This is a genomic window from Spiroplasma phoeniceum P40 (assembly GCF_003339775.1).
Taxonomy (GTDB): domain Bacteria; phylum Bacillota_I; class Bacilli_A; order Mycoplasmatales; family Mycoplasmataceae; genus Spiroplasma; species Spiroplasma phoeniceum.
Genome location: NZ_CP031088.1, coordinates 298,248 through 322,054, shown reverse-complemented (window position 1 = coordinate 322,054; position 23,807 = coordinate 298,248). Strand labels below are relative to the sequence as shown.

The following is a 23,807-nucleotide window of genomic DNA, read 5'->3' as shown; positions in this document are numbered from 1 at the left end:
TGTCATCACCCATTATATAATCACCATAAGGAGAGTGTCAAAATATGTGAAAATTATTAACATTAATTACTAGTATTTTAGAAAATCCTAAAATAGCATTAAGAATTATAAAATTATTAGAAAAATATGGGAATTCTAAAATAAAATCAATTTTACAAAGCATTAAAGATATTGAACATCAATTAGCACAAATTCAATATTATTTAAATCCTAATATATTAAGTGATTTATTAGCAAAATTACCTAAAAGTTTAGAAATACAATTATTTAAAGATATTAGTTTTTTAGATAAAAATAAATATAAAGAAATTATAAATTCATTAACACCAACAGAAAGTAATTGAACTATATTATCTAGTAGTTGATGTAAAAAGGGATTTTTTCAAATAACTAATAAACAAAAATTAATAGGTAATTTAACTATTTTAATTCAATCAGATAATGATAAACAAAAAAGATGATATGGACCATATACATATCCAAAAGTACACATTCAAGTATGACAAGCAATGAAATCAGCAACTGGTAAAAATGGAACTGGATCAGGATCAGTATTTTGAAATATGTGATTACATGTATGATTACGCAGTGAATTAAGAGAATATGTTAATTGACAAATATATACACAACAAAATAAAGGTAGCGGAGATGTTAAATTAAGAGCAAGTAGAATTAATAAAAACTTATTAGAATTAAATAAAGAAATAAATCGTTATAGTACTAATTTTTATAATACAAAAGATGCTAAATTAAATAATCATAAACAATATATAGATAATAAAAATTGATTAACACAACAAAAACAATATGCTACTAATTTAAAATTAGGTTATCAAAAATTACATACTAAAATAATATCAAAACCAAAAACAATTAATCTTTATAATGAAATTAAAAAAGGATTTAATATAATTAAAAACCCAATAAATACAACAAAAAATAAAATAAAAAGGAAATAAATCCTTTTTATTTTTTAGTAGCAGCAGGAACGGTAATTTCCATTCCTGTTGTTTCACCAGTTAATCAATTTGTACCAATTAAAATATATGGTACCGAAACATTATTGCTAAAATTACCCTCATCTCTATCATTAAATATTGAATCATCATAATCTAAAATATTAACAATATAATCTGAAGTTGTTAAACCAGCATTAAGTTTTTGAATTGCTTTAATAATACCAGTATTCATTTCAGTAATTACATCTGCTTTTTTAGTTAAATCAGGAACATCACTATATCAAGGTGTTTTTAAAGTTCCAATATTATCTTTATTAAATTGTTTAATACTTATTTGATTTACTTTTTGTACTTTATAATACTGAACTTGTGATACACCAGTTGCATTATTTTTACCAGCAATATAAATATCAACATAAATATCTGTTGTAGTAATATCATAACTTGATGGTTCACCTTGATAATATAACGGTCATCAATCATAATCATCTGCTGTTAAACTTGCATCAACCGCTTTAACTGCTTTTAAAACTTTATCATTTAAAAGCGGTCTTAAATCTTCACTTGATACTTTTTGAGGTACAATAATTCCTTTAATTATTTCATCATTTGTTAAACTATCAACATTTTTAATTTTATCGTGAATATCTACGGCACTACTTACTTTGAATAAATTAAAGAAACTGTTCCACTATATTTATTTGGATTTCCAGTTGCTAATGTGCCAGTAGATGTAATATTAGAGAATGTTGCATCTCCAGTTTGATAATTAGTATTTTTTGCTTTAATAGCAGTTTCTAATTCAGCAGTAGTTGGTGTATCACCAACCATTGTAATTTGACCTAAATTAGGTGTTGTAATAACTGTTGATAAAGCAGGTTTTGTTGTACTATTAATTAATATTTTTTTATCATTAATATTTTGATTATCAATAACACCTGCATTAATATGTAAATAAATATTTCCACTTACAATTTCATTAACTGGTAAATAAATACCTGCTGAATTTATTTGAATTGGATAATCATTTTTACCATCACTTAATATTATGGCAGAACGCATAAATGATATAACTTTGTTTTTTTGATATGTAGTTAAATTATTATCTAATACTTTATCAAATAATTTTTTAATTTCTGCTGTGTCAAGAGTTGATGGAATAATTCCAAAGAATTCATGATATTTTTTCTTAACATCCATATTTAATGCTGTTTGATCTACATCTAAATTATTAATATTATTAATAGTATTTTGCATTGCAGTTTTAAATATAGGATTATAAAAATCTTTATAATTTGGATCATAATCTAATAATTGATAAGTTAATTCGTTTTCTCATTCACCAGTAAATTCATTATATTTTTGTCAACTATCACTAGTAGTATTAGTATTATCTCATAAACGAGCAATGGCATCATTTTGTTCTTGTTCTGTAAACATTTCTTTAACAATTAAGAAACCTAATTCAGGTCTTGTTAAAGCAGGTAATGAAAATAATACACGACTTGTAAATGCTGGTTCTTGTGTATCATTATCAACATAACTAATATTTTCAGTAAAAATAGTAATCATTGCTGCATTTTCTCTATGAATTACAAGTCCTTCAATTTTTTTATCAATAGATAAATCAAATCCACGAGTTCTATTCATTCCCTCTAAATTAACTTGTAATTGCCCATCTGATGTTTTACCATATAAAGGTTCAATTTCTTGCCCAAGTCATAATGATTTAGAAATCATATAACCCATTACTTTATCTTGGAATAAAGTACCTGTTACCATTGTATTTGCTGAAATACTTTCACCAATTAATTGAGTATATGCTCGTGTTAAATCTAAATATGAATGTGGTTCTCATATCATTTCTCAATCACTAGTATTTGTCCCAATTTGAGATGCATTAATTTTTCTTGTTTCATCAGTCATACGATGTGCTAATTTATACATTAAATCTAATGCATCTTGTTGAGTTTTAATTGTACTTGTGTCATAAATAAAAGCATAATCAGGTTTAAATTTTGATCTAGCAATATAATTATCAATTACACCTTTTAAAAAGTATAATTCTAAATTAAACATCATATTTTCTGTAATTGAACCAGTTCATTTTGCTACTAATTCACCGCGTAATGATGGGTCAGTATTTTTTAAACGATCTAAATCAAATCGTCTTCATTGTGTTTTTAAACCAATAGTATGATCAATTACTAAACGACCACGCTTAGCATTTTGATTTTGTTTTGGATTTCCTTTTTCGTGATTTCATTCTGAATCACCATAAAATAATCGTTCTGGAATTGTATAAATTGCTACTGCATAATCTGCACTTTCCATATTAGGACTTGATTGTGCTGTTGCTGTTAAACGGTGAAATGTATAATAATCAGGATTAGTTAAAATATTTTTTACTCGCATTTCTTGTGCTGATAATAATAAATGTCCTTCTTTTGTTAAATTTGCTACTCCATTACCAATAACAAACCCTTCATGTAATCCTATAATTGATGCCATATTTTATTTTCCTTTCTGGTATTCTTTTTGAACTAAGTTTTTAATTCTTTCATTAATGGGAATATTATGATTATCTTGTAAATTTTCTTTAATTTTTTGTGATAATTCTTCAATAAACATATTTTCATCTTTAATTTGAATTCCACCATTCATTAGGTTTTTCATATCTAATTGTGGTTTTTTCTCAATTAAATCTTTAAAGTTAGTTTTAACATATTCCATATCTTTACCACTATTTAATAGTTCTTCAACTAATTTACGATTTTCTTGTGGTACTTGTGATAACTCATATTCTTTTATTTTTGACTGATAATTACTAATTTTTTCTTCATATTGTTTTTCAGTTTCAGTTTTAATACGAGTTTCTACACTTGGTAAGACATTAGATAATATTTGCTTTTCTTTTTGTTCTAATAAAGCATTAATTTCATCTTGTGTCATATTTTCTTTATATTCATATTTAAAGTTTGACATACTTTAATCCCTCCATTATTTTTTTATAGAAAATTTCAAAAACTATCGTCACCATCTTACCATCATTTTAATTTTTGTAAACTTGTGGATATTTTTTCTTAATTTCAGTTCTAGTTTCTTCAATACCTTTTTTAAAACCTTTTTCATATTGATCTAAATATTCTTTTTGATTATTTACACCATAATCATAAGTTTCTTTCATTAATTCTTGAAATATTTTAGTATGTTCTTCACAAGCAGGAACACCAATACCATTTCAATTTTTACTTACTTTTTTAAAACATTCTTTACCATCAATTATCATTCAACAAATATTTTTATCCATTCGCATTTTTTCAACATTTTTTTTAATTTGTTTTTTTGCCATAATTTTAACCTCGCTTTCCAAATTGTTTACTTATTAAAAATGGATTATCTAGTGTTTTTATAAAATATTCCATTATATCCATAACAGCATAAGTCATAGCATCGAAACCATCATCAAATAATTTATTATCTTCTAATTTATAAGTAGATTTATTTGCTGGCGGTTTTCTTCATTCCATTTTTAACATATCTTTAAATAATTCTGGTGTTAATCTTTGACTAATTTGTAAATAATTCTTATTTAGCAGGATGATTATAGCATCAATTCTATCAGTTCTATATCATATTTCTTTATTAACTGGTTTAAATCTTAATCAATTAGCATCAGGGAAAAACTTTCGTCTAATATTATTTAATGTATCAACCTCTACTAAATGACCACCACCAGTATCAACATTTATTTCTAAACCATTATATAAATCATTTCACTGTGTAGCACATATTATATAAAAATGTACTATTTCATGTAAAACTTTCATTATATCTTTTTGTACCATTTCAGCATTACTATGTTTATATTCCATTAATGGTGCCATTTTTTTATAATCTTTATCTATTCCTATTAAAATTGCATGAGTAGCATGTCCTAATGGTGATTCAGCATAACCTAAATCTAAGCCTGCTCTAAAATTAACTGGTTCAAAATCATATAATTTACTAAATAAATAATTAGCAAAAATACTACCATCTAATGCACCTGGCATTCCAATTCCTCAAACCTCATATTTTTTAGGTCATTCTGCTTTTAATTCATATAATTTCATTAATTCATCATAATTTAAATTATCTTTATTAATTAAATAATTAGTATAATGATTAATTACTTTTTTATCATATGCTTTTTGACCTGTTTTAGGATCTAAGACTGGCACTATTAATTTAGATATTTGCTCACCATTACTTTCTAATTCTTTACGATTAAATGGCATTAATTTATTTAAATAATCAATATGATCTTGATAAATACTATCAGGATTAGTACTTGTAATTAATATCATTTTTTTATAATCACGAACTGCTTGCATAATTGCTTCTTTTTCTGCTTTACTAAATTCATTTGCTTCTTCTAATCAAATAATACATAAATCAGCACCATTTGCTCGTGCTGTTCCTTTACCTAATACTTGCGATGAATTACTTTTTCTTGCTCCTTGTAATTTAATAAAACTACCATTAGGAAATAATCAAGTAGGTTTATTAAACCTAGCATTATATTGATAATGACCACCTTTTCATTTTTTAGTAGGATTAAGAATTAAACCTATTTTATCTAATGCATCTTGAATATCTTGTTGCATTTCAGCAGTATCAGCACTATTTAATCTAAAACCATATATTGCTATTTTTTTATCTTTATGTGCTAATACTACACAACTTAATAATGCTATTAATTCATCAATAGAATATGTTTTACCTGCTTTACGACTACCTGCTAAATTAATCTCATCTGCAATATATTCAGTATTATTTAACAAACTAATTACTATCTTATTAAGATAACTATATTCATATAACATTGCCATTATATGTTTCTCCCATCTGTTATGTTAATTACTGGGGGAGCATAATTTATTTCACTTTCATTTTCACGACCATAATACTGAGCATATACAGATACACCCCCCTTAGTTTCATTTAAGAGATGTAATTTTATATTATTTTCTAATATTCTTATTTTCATTTTAAGTTCATTAAATGCTAATAAATTAGTGTCTTTTAAGGTATTATATTCATCTTCTTCTAAATTACAAAAGATTAATAAGGTTTCTTTTGTGGCAAGTTTAATATTATTTTCTTTACAATATTCATCAAATTTTGTTAATTTTTGCTTTATTTTTGTTAAATTTGCCATTATTCATCACTTTTTATCTACTTTTGCCATCTTTTTTACCTCTTTTGTCATCACCATTCTACAAAAAAATATAAAAAAGTAAAATAAAAAAAGACTTTTTCAAGTCTTCATTTTTAGTAATTTTTAAACAAGAGATTTAAGGTTGGATAATCCTACTTGTATTAAATTACATCACCATCCTAACATCTTTTAATAAAATGTCAACAAAATTTTAAATTTTATGATAAAAATATTTTTGGAAAGGTTGGTTAAATCTTATGAAAAAGAAAAAATATAAACATTTTAGTCTTGATGAAAGATATAAATTAAAAGAATATTTAATATCAGAAACATTTAAAAAGAAAAATGGTACACCTAATTATTCTAAAATAGCAAAAGTAATGAATAAAAGCCCTAATACAATTAGATTAGAGGTTGAAAGACTTAAAGAAGAATATGATCCTGAAAAAGCAAATGATGATTATAAAAAGAAAAGAAAAAAATCTATTAAATATACTACAATTACAAAAAAAGTTGTAAATTATGTAAAGAAAATTTTAAGTAAAAAAAGTTATTCACCAAGATTAATTATTTATGAATATGAAAAAAAATATAATGAAAAGTTTCCATTTTCACATATGACACTTTATAAATATATTGAATATAAAGTTTTTGATGATGAAAATACTGAAATTAAGAAAAAATTACCATTTAAAGGTAAAAAATATAAAACAAAAAAGAGAAAAGATGATCGTGGTCAATTAACTAATATTAGATTTATTGATGAAGCAGAACATGAAAAGGGAACTTTTGGTTGATTTCAAATGGATTGTATTGTTGGAAAAGAACATAAGTCTGCTTGTTTAACTATTACCGAAGAAAAAAGTTTATATACGATTTGTTTTAAATTAAATCAACATAATTCAGAAGAGGTTAATAAAGTTCTTAAAAGTATTATTAGAAATAAACTTTATAAAGTAAATATAAAAGGAATTATTACAGATCAAGGTAAAGAATTTAGTAAATGAAAAGAGATGGAGAAAATTACTAATGCTAATGTTTATTTTTGTGATGCTGGAACTCCGACACAAAAAGCAAAAGTTGAAAGAATAAATAGAGATATTAGAGAATATTTACCTAAGGGAACTGATTTTAATACTGTTACTCAAAAAGAAATTAATAAAGTTATGAAAATTATTAATGAAAAGCCGCGACCGAGTTTAGGTTGATTATCCTCCAAAGAGGTATTTTTACAAAATATTAATATTTAATTTTTTTAAATATAAATTATATATTTGTAGCAAACTTTTCTTTTTGTCGTGCTTAAATATTAACTCATATTTAAAAAAGTTATTTTTTTTTGAAAAAATATTGCATTTTTTGATAAAAGGTATAATATCATATTAACAAGGTTAGAATTACCTACTTGCATCTTTACAATACATTAATAAAAAATAATTATTGTTTTTTCATTTTTTTATATTTAGCATAACTAAGCCCTATTTTTTTATCTTGTTGTTTATCTTTTTGTTTTTGTTTATATTATTCATCAATTAAATTAATGTTGTTTAATAATTCTGTTTTTTGTAAGTCAGACAAACCACAATTAGATAATGCAATTAAATAAAGTTTTTGTTTTTGTTGTTCTAATTCTATTTTTTCTAACTTAGCAAAAATTGAAGCAATATTAATTTTTTTCCTTTCTCTTAAAATTCAAATTTAAACTGAATACTTTTAATCTTTTTTTAATTATTTTGTAATATTCATTATTTATTTCACAACCCAATCACTTTCGTTTTAACTGTTCACAAGTATACGCGGTTGTACCACTTCCCATAAAACAATCTAAAATTAAATCATTTTCTTTACTATATTTACTAATTAATCGATTAAATATATATAATGGTTTTTCTGTTGGGTGTCTTGTTATTTTTTTCCTATTGAATAATTAAAAATTGTTTTTTTACTTTCATAATCATTTTTATAATTCGGAATTCGATGTTTTTTTAGAATAAATTATTATACAATATTCTTTATCTTGATAAATATGATTATTAGTTGGCATTGGATTTGTTTTGTTTCAAAGAATAAAATCATAAAGCATTTCTTTTTTACGAACTCAATCTAAATAATCAATAATTTGTTGTCTATTCATTCAAATTAACATAAATTTAGTTTTTGAAATTCGATAAAACTCATCTAAATAAGTATTTATATCAAATGAATTATGCAAATTATTATCATAAATAGAATTAATATATTTATTTATGCTTTTGGTTATATTGCTTTTTTCATTTATTTGTTCGTTTTCTCTTTTTGATAAATTATATAAATAGGGCGTATCAGTTAATATTAAATCAACACTATCGTTTTCTAATGTCTTTATAAATTCCAAAGCATCTCCATTTATTAATTTTCCTAAATTTGTTTTAAACATTTTTTCACCCTTTGCCTTTCGCTTTACTTTAAAGGTGATCGCAGGCACTATACTATTGTGTTTTAAAATATACAGTGAGCTTTATATGTTATGTCTATTTTTAATATATAATCTTAAAACTTTGTATATTATTTAAAACTTTTTTGGGAATATTTTAATTTAAACTTTTTAAGTCTTTAATTAATTGTTCTTCTTTTTCAATACTTAAATTTGTTAAATTATTTTTATTTGTTTTTACTTTTTTAGGTTCACTTAAAAATAACGCTTTTTTAATTTTAGTAAAATAATTTTGTTTATATTTATTATATAAATTGATTAATTCTGCTCCAGTTAAATACTTTCAAATATGGCGTTTTAAATTTTCATCATATTTTACAATGGGGTAAGAATTATCATAAATCAAACCGATTGCTACTTGTTCCGAATGTTTTTCACTCGAATAAATAAACTTATTACTCAATCAAAAACCAATATGACGATTATGATTAGGTAAATTAATAAAACTTGCTTTATCTGTTGTAAAAGGTATAAATCCCTTACTAATAAAACAATTTTCTATATTCTTATTTTTCTTAACAAAATTACTCAATTTTATCAAAATCTTTCCTTTTTTTACTTTCTTCTATTGTTCTTTTAAATTCTTTAATTTGTGATATATGCTTTTTAACTTCATAAAATAAAATAATAAATAATAAAAATAAATGTAAAGAAAGAAATAAAATATCGTATATTGCTCTTTTATTTGAAATAAAACCGAAAATAATTAAAATAAAACTAATTAAAGATAAAAAATATACAAAAGAATATAATAAATTATTAATAATAAACTGTTTTTTATTTTGTTTTTTCATTAGTTAAAATCTCCTAACTAAATATTTGTTTAATAAACATTGTTATATTTAATGTTTATATATTGTTTATTTAATGTTTAATAAACATTGTTATTAACATTATTAAAAATATAAAATAGTAAAAATTGGCACACTTAAAAATACTATTAACAAGTTTAATAAAAGAAATATAAAATTAAAATTAATAAATCAAATAACATATAAAAAATAGTGTGCAATAGATGAGTTATTCATCTTGTTATATTAGAATCATTTAATTTTACTAAAAAAGATTTTTAAATACCCAGTTTTTCAATCAACCTCTATCCTTTAATTTTCCAAATTATTATAAAGTCAAATTTTTTCTTTGTTTATATACTTAATTTGATTTAATAAATCTTTGTGATTTTCACAAGTTCATAAAATTTTATTTGTTTCAAATTCTTCGGTGATAAATGATGATAATTTATAACAATTAATAACATCACATATTTTTTTGTTGTTTAATAATTTTCATTTTTATAAATCAAATTTAATATTGACTATAATAAATATCTTCAAATCATTTTGTTTTTCCGCGATGTTTAACTTTATGAACTCGCTTTGGCATTCCGCATTTACTGCATTTAATCATAATATTGATTTTTTCCATTTTTAGTTTCTCCAATCTAATATTTAACGATTGATTTATTAATATAACTAAGTGAAACAAAACAAGGACAATACCTTTACTAAGTTAGTATGTGTATTATTTACTAATTTCTTAATTTAATATGGTTTTTTCAGAAAGGAAAAAATTTTTTATTATTTTAAAAATTATAAATATATAAAGATGCTGTCCTTGTTTTGAATCAATTAGTTATTTTAGGTTTTTTCAAATAAAAAAACCATTTTAGTAAATGGTTTAATTATTCTTATTTAATTTCTTTATATTTTTATACCCTACTTTTTTTATGCAGTCCATTATTTTGATATAAAAAGGCAAATACCTTATCATGCATAACTTGTTCTTTTACTTGTTGGTCGGATACTAATTTTGTTTCCTTCAATGCTTTACCATCAATTCCAAATTGTTTTCCTAACTTTTCATATTGTTCATCAATTTCTGTCTCAGTTGCAGTAATATTTTCATTTTGAACAACTGCATCAACAATAACACCATTTTCTAAACGATTCTTAGCGTCTTTAAATAACTCATTAAAAATATCTTCTTCTGACATTCCTGTTCGTTTTTTATACGTTTTTATATCCATTTGTTGACCTTGTAACTTTTGTTCAAACTCATGTTTTAATAGATTTGCTTCTTTACGAATAATTGATTCTGGTAAAGCAATCTTTGAATCTTCTGCAATTAAGCGGAATAAATGGCCAATAAAATGATCATATTCTTGTTTTAATAATTGCTCATAAATATTATTTTTAACATGTGCTTCCAATTTAGCTAACGTATCAATACCTTTCAAATTAACATCTTTTGCTAATTCATCATTTAATTCTGGTAATTCTTTTGTTTTAACTTCCTTAATATTTAACTTAAAAATAGCAGGAGTTGATTTTAATTCTTCAACATGATAATCAACTGGGAAAGTAACATTAATTTCTTTTTTATCACCTGTTTTTAAACCAATCATAGCTTCTTCAAAACCGGGAATAAATTGACCACTCCCAATTTCTAAAGTAAAATCTGTTGCTTTACAACCTTTAAATGGTTTTCCATCAACAAAACCTTCAAAATCAAAAATTACTGTATCTCCAGTTGTAATTTCTGTTTTTTTTTGTTTAAAAATTGCAAAACGATTACGCAATTGATTAATATTATCATCAATATCTGCTTTTTTAACTTCAATTTTTGTCTTTTTTAATTCTTTATCAGTAAAACCAGTATACTTACTAATTTTAACTTCTGGTTTTAAATCAAATTCTAATTGTAATATATACTCTGTTTTACTAATTTTTTGTACACTTGGAACTGGTGATGAAAATGGTTCAATATCTGATTTTTGATCAAACGCAAACTTATAAGCTTTATTAACAACTAAATGATGTGCCGCATCTAAAATTTTTGCTTCAGTTAGATGTTTTTTAATTAAATCAGTAGGTACTTTCCCTTTTCGAAATCCAGGAACCTCTAATTGCTCTGCTGCTTTTTTTTCAGCTTTTTTAATATAATCTGTCCATTCTGTATCATCAATGGTTACATATCATTTTCCAATTCCTTTATCTTGTATTTTTTCCGCTTTAAATTTCATATTTTACTCCTTAACTAATTATTGCACATAATTTATTATAACAAAAAGAATGACTTTAAATAACTTTTTTTCCGACCGCGTAAAATATTCGGTTGGTGATACCTTATTCTAATAAATATTTATCTATGAATTATGTAAAATGAAGTGCAACAAATCTTTATTAATTAAATAATATAATAAAGTAATATAATAAAAATTACAAAAATCAACCATAAATTTAAAAAAATTAAAAATATTTTAATTTTTCTTTTATTTTATCCATATTTAAGCACACTAAAAAAATAATTTATTAATTTTAATTAATAAATACATATTTTATTATTTTAATGACATATTTTATAATTTAATATACATTTTTAAATATTTATTGTTTATATATTCTGCAAAAACATTTTTTTAGCACTTATTCAATTCAAAATAGGCCTTATTTTTTCATTTATAACATTAACTACTCAATTTATTCTTTTCTGACTAACATTATTAAAATCAGTTCCCTTAGGAAATCAATATCTTAATTCACTATTCATATATTTAATTAAAGGTTTTTGTGTTGGTGATGCTAGATAACAAAAATACACTTGTATTTCAGCAAATATTTCCATTTCTCGTCATTTGCTAAATTCTTTCCCTCTATATGTTATTATTCCTTTAATTTTTCCAATTAAATTATTATTTATAACAATTTCTTTAAACTTTTCAAAAACTTCATTAGCAGTATGATTTTCTAATTTTATTGCAAAATATTTTTTACTTGATTGTTCTACTAAAACTAAACAACTAGATTGATGGTTTTTTTCCAACAACAGTATCCATTTCAAATCATCTAACATTAGAAACTTTATTTTCAATATCTCAAATTGACTTAAAATCAGTTAATTTACCACGATTATCAGATTTTCCTTTTGTTTTATATTTTTTACCACGATGTCGCAAATTCTGTTTTAAAAAACCATAAAAACCTAAACGAATTCATTTATACAATTTTTTAACACAAACGGGAAATTTAATCCCAAATTTTAAAAAATAACGATAAATAAATTCTCTCAGAGAATCACGATATTTATTAAGTCTAATTTTCATAAAATTAATCTGTTCTTCCGTAAACTTACATCTTTTATTATTCTTTTTTCTTTTCTCATAATACATTTTATCTGACTTATAAGCACTATATTCATCAATAGTTTTAAATCTCTTAATTTCTCGTAAAATAGTACTACGATGTCTATTCAAAAATTTAGCGATTGCAGAAATATTCTTTTTACCATTCTTTTTTAAAAACATTTTTGATAATAATAATTGTTCTAATTTAACTTTATCCATAAAACTCAAATTACTATACATAAAACTTATATACCTTTCATTAACTTATAAAATTAATACTTAATACAAAATAATTGATATATAATTTATATACGATAAAATCAATTATATATAAAACAATAAAAAGGAGCAATCTATATGAAAAAAATGACTTAGCATAATAGTAGCAATCGGATTAACAGCAACAAGCACAACCACATTAATTAGTTGTGAAAAACCAAATAACAATGAAAACGGTAGAAGGGATAATAAACCAGAACTACCAGATAATCAACAACAACCACCAAAAGATAGTAATTGAAAATTAATTGAAAATAATAATAGAGAAAGTGAGTTTTCAAAACCAAATAATAAATGATATTTTTATATTCGAATTACTGATAAATATATTTGCGAAAAAGTTTATTTTGATAGTAATTTTATAAAAAATCAATATACATACTGAAAACATTTAAAATATGGAATTAATTTTCCTGTTTATCGTTGAGATGGCGTTGGTGAACCACAATTACCAACCATTGACAAAAACACCGGTGAAATTATTGATTGAAAAGAACAAAAAGGAACTTAATAACAGTTCCTTTTTTATATTAATCGCACAAATTTCATAAAAATAATTAATAAAAAGATATTTGTTATTGTACTATACAATGCTGGATTAAATTTTCATACCTCAAATATTTGACTAAAAAAACTATATACTGTTTCAAAAACCTTACCAACACCACTAGCTAATTCGTTAACTTGTTTAACTCCCGGAATAGTATTAACAATTCAAATCACCGCATTTTTAATATGAGCACCAAAATCTCATCAACCATTTGGCGTTACATATTGTACTTGTCATCATTGTTTATCGGGAAACAACCCACCTTTATTAATTTCTTGTCAATTATAAATCCCAAAATTAAAATCATAATAACGATACATATCATTTTCTTTTTGTGCTTGTAATTCAAAAACATTATAACCGATTTTTTGTTCTTCAATTTTCTTATATTGTAAACCATATTTATTTTGTAAATAACCACCAAAAACATAACCCGAATTTAACTTAATATTATAATTATTAGCAACCGAAAAATCATAATTAAAAACACTACCATAATTATTAATCGTATAAAACCTATTTTTAAATGCTGAATATAATTTAATATCTAATTGCTTATATTTATCTGAAAAATAAAAATATCGTGGGTAAATTTTAAAACCATTATTTACTAATAAACCATATTTTTTATTATAACCTTGAACATAAGTGTTATTCTCTAAATCAAAAATTGTATGTAAATAATTAGTATAAAATTTTTGTGAAATCTTAAACATACTATTTAATAATTTATCAAATTGCAATTTATCGTTAATATTATCACTCAACAAAATATTATTAAAATTTTGTAATTTCAACGCAAAAAACTTAACTAAAACAGTGTCATATTGTAAATTATCAATATATCCATTTTCAATAAACGAACTACGATTTTGAAATACCGGCACCAATGCACTTGCAAAAAACGACTGTAAAAACTTAGATAAATCAAACTGACCGCTAAATTGTTGATAATATTTTAAATCTTTACTATTTAATGATGAATAAATTGAACCATTAAAATTAAAAACATCACCCGTTCCCGTTCTCATAAAACTAAAATTGAAACTTAAATCATCATTATTAATATTATTTAACTCTAAACTACCCGAAATAATTGTATTTGCTTCATCGACAGTCAAAATCATTCGATAAATTGCTTTTTTAATATTTTTAACATCCAATTCATCAACCGTTTCAAAATCAAAAATTATCCGCTTTGTTCCAACCTTATTCGGATTTTCATAATCCGCACTACCACCTTGCTGAACTCTAATATTTTCCTGCAAAACAGAATATAAAGATAAATCAATAAATTCTTTTACACGATTTTGTTGATAACTATTTCAATCAGTAATTTCACCGGTGTTTTTGTCGATATATCGACTTTTTAAACTATGTCATTGTTGATAATATTTTAAAAATGTTCCACCAGGTTTATCATAAACAACTCCCGTAGAATAACTATCTTGTAAAAAATCCAAATACCATTTATCATTAAACGATAATTTTTTTGATGTTTTTAAAGTTGGATTAATAAAATAATTTTTTTCCGACCAATTTTCAAAAAAACTACTACGTAAAAACATTGTATTAATAAAATCAGTTTCATCAATACCTTTACCGACACTACTACTCTAACTTATCTTGTTTAAGCGTATAATGCTCCTCATTTAACGGTTTAAACGCCGTTAAAGTAACAAATGCAATAACCAAACCTAAAAAACTTAAAATAAATATGACAAATAAAGATAAAGACTTACGCATTATTCTTTACCACCTTTCTTCTTTATATAATTATTATTGTTTTAACTCAACAAGTTCTTTTTTAAGTGCTTCATTTTCTTCTTTAAGTATTCATATTTTGCTATTAAGTGCTTCATTTTTGCTATTAAAAACTTTAAAATTTTAATTTTCATAAACTTAACCCCTAACTATACAATGTTTTTGAAACAATAAACCCAACAATATATAAACTTGATATCGTTAACATTAACGGATGACTAAACAAAACTGCCATTCTACCAAATAATCAAATCAACCAAGTATCAGAATTATATAAATCCATAATAATATTTACTGACGATGTTAATTGATTAATAATAACTGTAATAAAACCAGTACCAAATATACCAATTGCCGCTACCAATAAAACTAATTTAATCATTACTTAACACCTCTTTTAACTTTTGCTTGTTGTCTAACATTTTGACGTTTAATTTCTCGTTTAACTTGTTGCTTATTACTATTCTGATAAACATTTTTACCAACATTAATACCTTTTCGTACAGTTGACGAATATACTTGTGAAACGCCATTATTAACTGTTGAACCTAAATTGTTATATTGTGTTGATGTCCCGTGAATTGCATAAATAGATAACTTAATAAACATAAAAAAGATTTAAAAATAAGCAATTGCCGTATTTGACATCGGTAATTTTGTATTTCAAATTACATCAAAAATAAACAAAAATATATCAAAAACAAAACTAAAAATCTTGTCTCAATTACTATTATTATTTTCAACTAATAAATTAATCATCTTTCATATTTCATTTCTCTTTTTTAGGTTTTAAATTCTTTTTCAAAATATCAATATCAAATAACTCCAATCGTTCTTTAACGCTTAATTTTGTGATTTCTGACAAATAATATTCTTTTTTATCAATAATTTCATCATTTTTTAAATCACGCACAAACTTTAACCATTGACTATCGTACTTATTGGCAAATTCAAGCGGAATAATTATTTTAAAAAACCGAATTCCTAACCCAACATCCGACTTATGTTTTGCTCTTTTACCTTCTTCTGTTCGTTCTACTGATTTTGTTTTTCAAATTTCATAATCCGTTATATTTTGAAAAATACCAATTCGCATAATAAAGAAACGATTAAAAAAATTAAACCCTTTCTTAATAACTGGTTTTTTAAATGAAATTGGAATAATAATTCCACTTGCTAACTGGCGAATATTATTTCAAATCATACCCTCACGCTGAGCAGTAAACAACGCACGATTACCAAAATGTCTTGTTAAAACAATTCACGGTATTTTACCACTATGAACTTTTTTCTCATCGTGAGGACTAGTTCCATCAATATACAAATAAATTTCATCAAATAAAATAACACTATCATCGGGTGGGACTGGTTTTGTTCGATCGGTAAAATCTAAATTTTTAAATGTTAAAACTTTAACTTTATCATCTTCTAACGTATAATTACTATAAATTTCATCTGTCAATAATTTCATAGTTTGCGATAAATAAGTTAAAAGTAATGTTTTACCGGTCCCTAACTTTCCAATAATAACTGATAACGGATTATCTCAAACAAAATTCACTAACCGAAAAGCATTTAACTGATAAAAAATATTTTTTCACAATCATCACACAAAATAAACACACTGCAAAGCAAACAACAATCAAAATACTAAACCAACACAATACAAAGAAATTATCCAAAGTAATAAATCAATTAAACTAAACAAAAACATTGAACCACTAATATAACAATAGTTTTTAAAGAAAAATATAAACTTTTTCATTATTTAAAATACCCAACTATTTTAAAAACCATTCATAATAAAAACCAAGTTAAAAACAAAATCACAATTCAAACACCAACCATTAAAGTTAAATATTCATTTTGAGTTAAATTTCAAGTTGTAATACTTTCAACATTCGTTTTATCTATAAACAAAAAGACATGAATGAAAAACTCTTTTAATTTAATTCAATAATTTTGCATATTTAAAAACTCCACATTTTTTGAATAAGTTTAAAAAACATTCCAAAAGACAAAACGATAAATAACACAAACGATATAACATATAAAAACTCAGGGGCATTTGCACCAATAATATAAATAACAAATTGAACTCAATAATCATATAAACTCATTTAATTTAAATCTTTCAAATCATTAATTAATTCTTGTACTTTTTCATCACTTCAATTTATTAAATTATTATTGTTATTATTTGTTTTTACTTTTTTAGGTTCACTTGAAAATAAAGCTTCTTTCATTTTAGTAAAATAATTTTGTTTATATTGATTATATAAATTGATTAATTCTGTTCCAGTTAAATATTTTCAAATATTTCGCTTTAAATTTTCATTATATTTTACAATAGGGTAAGAATTATCATAAATTAAACCGATTGCTACTTGATTACAATTTTTTTCACTTGGATAAATAAACTTATTACTCAATCAAAAACCAATATGACGATTATGATTAGGTAAATTTATAAAACTTGCTTTTTCTGTTGCAAAAGGTATAAATTCCTTACTAATAAAATAATTTTCTATATTCTGATTTTTCTTAACAAAATTACTCAATTTTATCATCTCCTCGTCTTACTGGTCTTAACATTGTGCCTTTTCCTAATACTCCATTATTAATAATTTCTAACGGTAATAATTGTTTCTTTAATACTGTAACTCTAAATTCCTTAACTTGTTCTATATGAACTATAATCAAAAATGATAAAGAGAAAACAAGAACTATTAAAAAGAAAAAGGACATTAAAATATCAAACATATATCCTACATTTAAAAACAAAATAAAACAAACACAAAAACCAATAGATAAAATTAAAATTCAAAAATAATAAAAAGCAAAACACAAATTCCAAAAAATAAAATCTCTCTTTATTTTTTTATATTCCTTAGTTGTTTTAAATTTCATATCCATAATAATATAGTCTCCTAACTAAATATTTGTTTAATAAACAATGTTATAAATAATGTTTATATAATGTTTTTTAATTGTAATAAACACTGATTATTAACAATGTTATAAATAATGCTAATATATTGTTTATTTAATGTTTAATAAACACTGTTAATAAACATTGTTAAATATATAAAATAATAAAAATTGGCACACTGAAAATAACTATTAAGAACTTTATATAATAAGTTCATTTTTCTATTTAATAAATTCATTTTTTACATCAAATCACATATAAAAACTAGTGTGCCACAGTCAAAATACATGATAAATAATAAATATTAAAATCCTTTAACCATAACACGGAATCAATTTAAGATTTTAATAATACAAAATATAGCAAATGGAATTAATATAATTCACGCTTCACCTAAGAAAACCATTATCTCAGGTAAAATATTTGTTATACCTTCTTTAACTTTTCATAATTCACTAGATAAACCAGTTCAAATACCAGTCATACCCTCAGTCATAGTTTTGGGTGTAGGTGCTGTTAAAAAATTAACCGCCGTTGTTAAATGCATACCTAATATTATTTTTTATTCTCCTTTCTTTCAATTTCTTTTTTTTCCTTGAATTTGTTTAATTTTTTTATAAATTGATAAACCAATTCAAGCAAAAACCCCTAATATAATAACAACAATAAATATTTGTCGTTAATAAAGTTGGCATATTACATTTCCTCTCTAAAAACTAAAAAATTGAAATTTGCAAACTCGCTCCGCTTGTTGTCGCTTCGCTCCATTAAAAACACTATTGAATAAATTATCCGCTAATAAATTACGCGGAATAATTTATTCTTTTACTTTTTAATTTCAATATCTTTTGCAATCTTATTTACAGTATTAATAACAATATCTTTTCCATACTTTTTTCACTAGCGACTGCAAAATAAAATATTGCTTTGTTTGCATAATTTTAACTCCTTAATTAAAAATATTAAAAAAAAATTTACTTTCCAAAACTGTAAAAACCAAAAATACAAAATGTGTGTGGTTTCTACAAAATAAATGTTCCGCATACTTTATATATTCAAGTGGATGTAACATATTTAAAAATGAAAGTGTGATATGAAGGAAAAAAGATTAAAAAACACACCTTAATTTCTACCGTTCACACTGGATATTATCAAGAAAAATCAACCGAAAAAAGACATGTAATTGCAAATAAGTTAGGTGTTTACGAAATAGATAATATTCCAATTTATATTTCTAAAAAAACAAAATTAACCCGTTTTGTTGTTAAATTAATACTTTTGATAATAAGTAATTATAATATTCAAGATGATACTGAAATTATGATTTTAGGTGATGGCGCAAATTGAATTAAAGAGGTTAAAAAAGATATTGCAATTTGTTTTCCTAATAACAAAGTTCATTATACAATAGACAAATTTCATTTAGTAAAAAGATTTAAGGATTTATTACCCCACCGAAGAATAATTAAAGAAAATGAAGAAACTTTTAAACAAGTTATTGATTATTTTTATAATGGAAAATATTATGAATTATTACAATGTTTAAAAGAAAGTAAGTCATTTATTCCTAGTTCTAAAAATTTTTTAAGAGAAACAATTAACTTAATTAAAAATAACGAAGAGGGCATTAAAAATCAAACATTATGAAATAATATTGGTTGTCATATGGAGGGCGATGTTTCCCATTATGGTAAGGGGATATTTTCTAAAAAAAGAATTTATAGCGAAAAAACTGTTAAAAATAAATTGAATACTAGTATGCTAAAATTAAGAAATAATATTAAGGATTTTAAACAATCAGAAAAACCACCAGAAAATAATAGTATTTTATATAATAATTTTAATAAAACTGAACAACAAAAATTACGTCTTTATTAATTTTATTTTTAAATTAAATAATTTTAATAAAAATGAATTTTTTGTTGTGATTAAATTTAAAAAAATATAAAAATTTGTTGACAATAAAATTAAACATGGTATCTTTAAATTAATTAGGTGGATTATTTATTCCATAATTTCTTAAAATATATTAAATACCCTTAAATAATTTATACAATCAAATAATGGTGAATAGAATAAAAACTAACAATAATGTTAGTTTTTTTATATAGGAGGATAATCTGGATTAGCATGAAAAGTGCTGAATTTTCTTTCTTTTTATATTAAGTATTAAACTGGTATTAAGTATTAAACTGGTATTCCTTAATTTTGGGGTAAAGATATAATAAACAATAGGTGAGATGATTTTTTAAAAATCAGCACTTATCTATTGCAAGTGCTAATTTTTTTGTTATAATTTTTGTGTAACTTAAATTTATATTGCGATATTTTTTAAAATAAGATAAGATATTGTCAATATAAGTGAAGAAAAGAAACAGGAGGTGTTTTGAAGATGGATTCAAAAATAACACAATTAAAAAATGTACCCGTTCTTGTAACACGGGGTAGTTATATTTTTCCAGGCTTTGAACAAGTATTAGAGGTAGGACGAGATAAATCAATTTTAGCAGTGAATACAGCTAGCAAGGATTTTGATAATCATATTGTGTTAGTTAGTCAAAAAAAACCGTTAGAAGATAATCCAAAATTATCTAAAATTTATCGAATTGGGATTTTAGCAGAGTTTAAAATTCGTAAAGTATGGGAAGATGGTAGTCTAACAGTTAATTTTAAAGCAGTTGATCGAGTAAAAATTTTAGATTTACGCGAAGGAAAATTTTATGATGCTGATATTGATATTTTAAAATCATTTGTTAAATCAGAAGATAAAATTGTTGAAAAATTAACAGCGAATATTAAAGAATTAATGGAATTACAAGATATTTTGCCAGAAGATTTATTAGATCAAATTGGTGATTCAGTTGATGGTAATGAAGTTGTTGATACAATTGCTCAATTTTTACCATTTATTCCAGTGGCAAAAAAACAAGAAATTATTGAAGAATTAGATGTTGAAAAAAGACTTCAAATTATTTTTGATCATTTAGTTAATAAACAACAATCCAATGATATTGATAATAAAATTAGCAAAAAAATTAAAGAACGAGTTGATGAACAACAACGTGAATATTACTTACGAGAAAAATTAAAAGCAATTAAAGATGAACTAGATGAATTTGATGGCGCCGCTGACGAAATGAAATTATATAAAGAACGATTAGCAAAAGAACTATTTCCAAAAAATATTAGAGAACGAATTGAACAAGAAATCACTCGTTACGAAGCATTACCACAAGCATCAAGTGAATCAAATATTATTCGAACTTATATTGATTGAATGATGCAAATTCCATGATGGGAAAAAACAGAAGAAAAAAATGATTTAAAATTTGCAAAAGAAGTTTTAGATAAATATCATTTTGGTTTAGATAAAGTTAAGGAAAGAATTATTGAATACTTAGCCGTTAAAACAATGACTAAATCTTTAAAAGGACAAATTATTTGTTTAGTAGGGCCACCAGGGGTTGGGAAAACAAGTTTAGCAAAATCAATTGCTGAAGCAACAGGAAGAAAATTTGTTAAAATGGCCTTGGGAGGCGTAAAAGATGAATCAGAAATTCGCGGGCATCGTAAAACATATATTGGAGCGATGCCAGGCCGCATTATTCAGTCAATTAAACGTGCTGGTTCAATAAATCCATTATTTTTATTAGATGAAATTGACAAAATGGCATCAGATTATCGTGGTGACCCCGCTAGTGCAATGTTAGAAGTATTAGATCCAGAACAAAATTCAACCTTTTCTGACCACTACTTAGAAGAAACATATGATTTAAGTGATGTTATGTTTATTGCAACAGCCAATTATTATGATAATATTCCAGAAGCTTTAATTGACCGAATGGAAATTATTCAATTATCATCATATACTGAATTGGAAAAATTCCATATTGCAAAAGATTATTTAGTTCCAAAAGTATTAAGTAATAATGGTTTAGCAGATGGACAATTAATAATTACTGATGATGCAATTAATGAAATAATTAAATATTATACGCGTGAAGCAGGAGTTCGTCAGTTAGAACGAGATTTAAATGCTGTTGCACGGAAATTTATTGTTAAGTTCTTAAATAAAGAAATGGTTAATTTAACAGTTAAACCAGATACTGTTAATGATTTATTAGGTAAACGTCGTTTTGAACATACCGAAAAAGAAAAAGAATCACAAGTTGGAGTTGTAACAGGATTAGCATATACTCAATTTGGTGGTGATATTTTACCAATTGAAGTTAATAGTTTCTTAGGAAAAGGTTCATTAGTGTTAACTGGAAAATTAGGTGACATAATGAAAGAATCAGCATCAATTTCGTTAGACTATGTAAAAGCAAATTCTGGCAAATTTAACATTGATCCAAAATTCTTTGAAACACATGATATTCATATTCATGTTCCAGAAGGAGCAGTACCAAAAGATGGGCCATCAGCTGGAATTACCTTAACAACAGCAATTATCAGTGCTTTAAGTAATCGTCCAGTATCGAAAGATATTGGAATGACTGGTGAAATTACTTTACGAGGACAAGTCTTACCAATTGGTGGCTTACGAGAAAAATCAATTTCTGCCAACCGTAGTGGTTTAAAAACAATTTTAATTCCACATAAAAATATTAAAGATATTGAAGATATTCCAAAAGAAGTGCAAGAAACATTGAATATTATTCCAGTTGGAACATATGATGAAGTTTTCAAAAATGTTTTTGGCACAAACTAATTTTTAAAATGTATCAATTTGATACATTTTTATTTTCTTTGTTTTAACTCTAAATTGACAAAATAATTTAAGTATAGTAATATCTTGTTGTATATGATTTAAAAAATATTTTTTTTAAAGTACATGGCTTATATTTGTTAGTCCTTAATAAATATAATAATGATAAAGGGTAAAAACTATGCGTGCTATGGTAAAAGTTGAAAAATTAGTAAAAAAAATTCTAAAAAATACAAGAAAACACATTAAAAAACTTGCAAGAGCATTAGGTTTTAGTAAAAAGCAATCAGTACAAATTGCAACAAAAAACACACATAATTTAATAGAAACAATGGAAAGTTATCGAAAAATTACTGATTCAGAGCAAAATTTAAATTTTGAACCAGGTTTTTTAACTAATATATCTTGAACTTTTTTAAATAATGATAGTACTAAAGATGAAGATGGTTATGAAATTCCGATTAAATTAAATGATGAGCCAATTTATGAATCAATTTATGAAGCAATTCCTGAGCCAATTTATTATAATATTCCATCTTCTAAAAATGAACCAATCTATGATTATTTACCACCAGCAAAACCAGTTCCAGAATTAAGAAAAGAAACAATTATTACATTTCCAAAGTTAGATTCAACAAAAGTTAGCGATGTGTATAAAAATATCACAGAAAATGAAAATGATGCAGTAGAAGAAAATACTGTTGAAAGATAAAATGATAAACTAAGGTAAAATCTTTGAATAATATTATTTTTATTTTAGCCATTTAATAACAATGTTTTAAAATAATTTTATTTAAAAGATTTTTTTTTATGTTA

General features: G+C 23.8%; 22 protein-coding genes and 3 pseudogenes. 5 read left to right on the top strand and 20 right to left on the bottom strand.

Annotated elements, in window-relative coordinates; all coding sequences use genetic code 4:
* Positions 1–44 precede the first annotated feature (44 nt).
* A complete protein-coding gene (locus tag SDAV_RS02115; RefSeq protein ID WP_114564351.1) occupies positions 45–959 on the top strand; it encodes a hypothetical protein in 915 nt (304 codons plus the stop codon).
* Positions 960–966: 7 nt separating this feature from the next.
* Here the strand turns inward: SDAV_RS02115 and SDAV_RS02110 are convergent, their stop codons facing one another.
* The 6 genes from SDAV_RS02110 to SDAV_RS02085 form a co-directional block, all read right to left on the bottom strand.
* Positions 967–1,191 (bottom strand): hypothetical protein, encoded by a 225-nt coding sequence (locus SDAV_RS02110; protein ID WP_114564350.1) that lies wholly within the window; start codon positions 1,189–1,191, stop codon positions 967–969.
* A 428-nt stretch (positions 1,192–1,619) separates the two neighbouring features.
* Complete coding sequence (locus SDAV_RS02105) at positions 1,620–3,470, bottom strand: hypothetical protein (RefSeq protein ID WP_114564349.1); 1,851 nt, start codon at positions 3,468–3,470, stop codon at positions 1,620–1,622.
* Between the two features lie 3 nt (positions 3,471–3,473).
* A complete protein-coding gene (locus tag SDAV_RS02100; protein WP_114564348.1) occupies positions 3,474–3,944 on the bottom strand; it encodes a hypothetical protein in 471 nt (156 codons plus the stop codon).
* Positions 3,945–4,011: 67 nt separating this feature from the next.
* Positions 4,012–4,311 carry a hypothetical protein gene (locus SDAV_RS02095; protein ID WP_114564347.1) on the bottom strand — a complete coding sequence of 100 codons (300 nt, stop codon included), beginning with the start codon at positions 4,309–4,311 and terminating at the stop codon, positions 4,012–4,014.
* Between the two features lie 4 nt (positions 4,312–4,315).
* Positions 4,316–5,833 carry a hypothetical protein gene (locus SDAV_RS02090; RefSeq protein WP_114564346.1) on the bottom strand — a complete coding sequence of 506 codons (1,518 nt, stop codon included), beginning with the start codon at positions 5,831–5,833 and terminating at the stop codon, positions 4,316–4,318.
* Positions 5,833–6,192 (bottom strand): hypothetical protein, encoded by a 360-nt coding sequence (locus tag SDAV_RS02085; protein WP_114564345.1) that lies wholly within the window; start codon positions 6,190–6,192, stop codon positions 5,833–5,835. The genes SDAV_RS02090 and SDAV_RS02085 overlap by 1 nt, the downstream gene beginning before the upstream one ends.
* Before the next feature lie 227 nt (positions 6,193–6,419).
* On the opposite strand from SDAV_RS02085, the gene SDAV_RS02080 reads away from it, so the two are divergent.
* Entirely contained in the window at positions 6,420–7,412 is a 993-nt protein-coding gene (locus SDAV_RS02080; RefSeq protein ID WP_114564344.1) for an IS30 family transposase, read from the top strand.
* A gap of 416 nt (positions 7,413–7,828) precedes the next feature.
* On the opposite strand, the gene SDAV_RS14585 is transcribed toward SDAV_RS02080, so the two are convergent.
* The 14 genes and pseudogenes from SDAV_RS14585 to SDAV_RS02010 all read right to left on the bottom strand — a co-directional run bounded on the left by SDAV_RS14585 (position 7,829) and on the right by SDAV_RS02010 (position 18,830).
* A complete protein-coding gene (locus tag SDAV_RS14585) occupies positions 7,829–8,071 on the bottom strand; it encodes a DNA methyltransferase (protein WP_408641553.1) in 243 nt (80 codons plus the stop codon).
* Between the two features lie 51 nt (positions 8,072–8,122).
* Positions 8,123–8,578, bottom strand: coding sequence for a site-specific DNA-methyltransferase (locus SDAV_RS02070; RefSeq protein WP_114564342.1), 456 nt, complete (start codon positions 8,576–8,578; stop codon positions 8,123–8,125).
* A gap of 154 nt (positions 8,579–8,732) precedes the next feature.
* A complete protein-coding gene (locus SDAV_RS02065) occupies positions 8,733–9,167 on the bottom strand; it encodes a DUF3627 domain-containing protein (RefSeq protein ID WP_114565576.1) in 435 nt (144 codons plus the stop codon).
* Entirely contained in the window at positions 9,160–9,429 is a 270-nt protein-coding gene (locus SDAV_RS02060; RefSeq protein WP_114564341.1) for a hypothetical protein, read from the bottom strand. The genes SDAV_RS02065 and SDAV_RS02060 overlap by 8 nt, the downstream gene beginning before the upstream one ends.
* 914 nt (positions 9,430–10,343) lie before the next feature.
* A complete protein-coding gene (gene tig, locus SDAV_RS02055; protein WP_114564340.1) occupies positions 10,344–11,657 on the bottom strand; it encodes a trigger factor in 1,314 nt (437 codons plus the stop codon).
* A gap of 371 nt (positions 11,658–12,028) precedes the next feature.
* Positions 12,029–12,998, bottom strand: a pseudogene (locus SDAV_RS02050) (IS30 family transposase).
* Between the two features lie 564 nt (positions 12,999–13,562).
* Positions 13,563–15,333: pseudogene (locus SDAV_RS02045) on the bottom strand (spiroplasma phage ORF1-like family protein).
* A gap of 163 nt (positions 15,334–15,496) precedes the next feature.
* On the bottom strand, positions 15,497–15,733 hold the full coding sequence (locus tag SDAV_RS02040; RefSeq protein ID WP_114564339.1) for a hypothetical protein: 237 nt from the start codon (positions 15,731–15,733) through the stop codon (positions 15,497–15,499).
* A pseudogene (locus tag SDAV_RS02035) lies at positions 15,733–16,110 on the bottom strand (hypothetical protein). Before SDAV_RS02035 ends, SDAV_RS02040 begins: the two are co-directional and overlap by 1 nt.
* On the bottom strand, positions 16,103–17,116 hold the full coding sequence (locus SDAV_RS02030; protein ID WP_114564338.1) for a hypothetical protein: 1,014 nt from the start codon (positions 17,114–17,116) through the stop codon (positions 16,103–16,105). Before SDAV_RS02030 ends, SDAV_RS02035 begins: the two are co-directional and overlap by 8 nt.
* Positions 17,116–17,319 (bottom strand): DUF2649 family protein, encoded by a 204-nt coding sequence (locus SDAV_RS02025; RefSeq protein WP_114564337.1) that lies wholly within the window; start codon positions 17,317–17,319, stop codon positions 17,116–17,118. The genes SDAV_RS02030 and SDAV_RS02025 overlap by 1 nt, the downstream gene beginning before the upstream one ends.
* Before the next feature lie 152 nt (positions 17,320–17,471).
* Positions 17,472–17,921, bottom strand: coding sequence for a DUF3627 domain-containing protein (locus SDAV_RS02020; RefSeq protein ID WP_114564336.1), 450 nt, complete (start codon positions 17,919–17,921; stop codon positions 17,472–17,474).
* Complete coding sequence (locus tag SDAV_RS02015; protein ID WP_114564335.1) at positions 17,905–18,267, bottom strand: hypothetical protein; 363 nt, start codon at positions 18,265–18,267, stop codon at positions 17,905–17,907. Before SDAV_RS02015 ends, SDAV_RS02020 begins: the two co-directional genes overlap by 17 nt.
* Positions 18,268–18,587: 320 nt before the next feature.
* Positions 18,588–18,830 carry a hypothetical protein gene (locus SDAV_RS02010; protein ID WP_245938463.1) on the bottom strand — a complete coding sequence of 81 codons (243 nt, stop codon included), beginning with the start codon at positions 18,828–18,830 and terminating at the stop codon, positions 18,588–18,590.
* A gap of 533 nt (positions 18,831–19,363) precedes the next feature.
* Here SDAV_RS02010 and SDAV_RS02000 point away from each other — a divergent pair.
* The 3 genes from SDAV_RS02000 to SDAV_RS01990 all read left to right on the top strand — a co-directional run bounded on the left by SDAV_RS02000 (position 19,364) and on the right by SDAV_RS01990 (position 23,703).
* Positions 19,364–20,161 carry a UPF0236 family transposase-like protein gene (locus SDAV_RS02000; protein ID WP_114564333.1) on the top strand — a complete coding sequence of 266 codons (798 nt, stop codon included), beginning with the start codon at positions 19,364–19,366 and terminating at the stop codon, positions 20,159–20,161.
* Positions 20,162–20,675: 514 nt separating this feature from the next.
* On the top strand, positions 20,676–22,994 hold the full coding sequence (gene lon, locus SDAV_RS01995) for an endopeptidase La (protein ID WP_114564332.1): 2,319 nt from the start codon (positions 20,676–20,678) through the stop codon (positions 22,992–22,994).
* A gap of 187 nt (positions 22,995–23,181) precedes the next feature.
* Positions 23,182–23,703, top strand: a complete 522-nt coding sequence (locus tag SDAV_RS01990) for a hypothetical protein (RefSeq protein ID WP_245938462.1) — start codon at positions 23,182–23,184, stop codon at positions 23,701–23,703.
* Positions 23,704–23,807 lie beyond the last annotated feature (104 nt).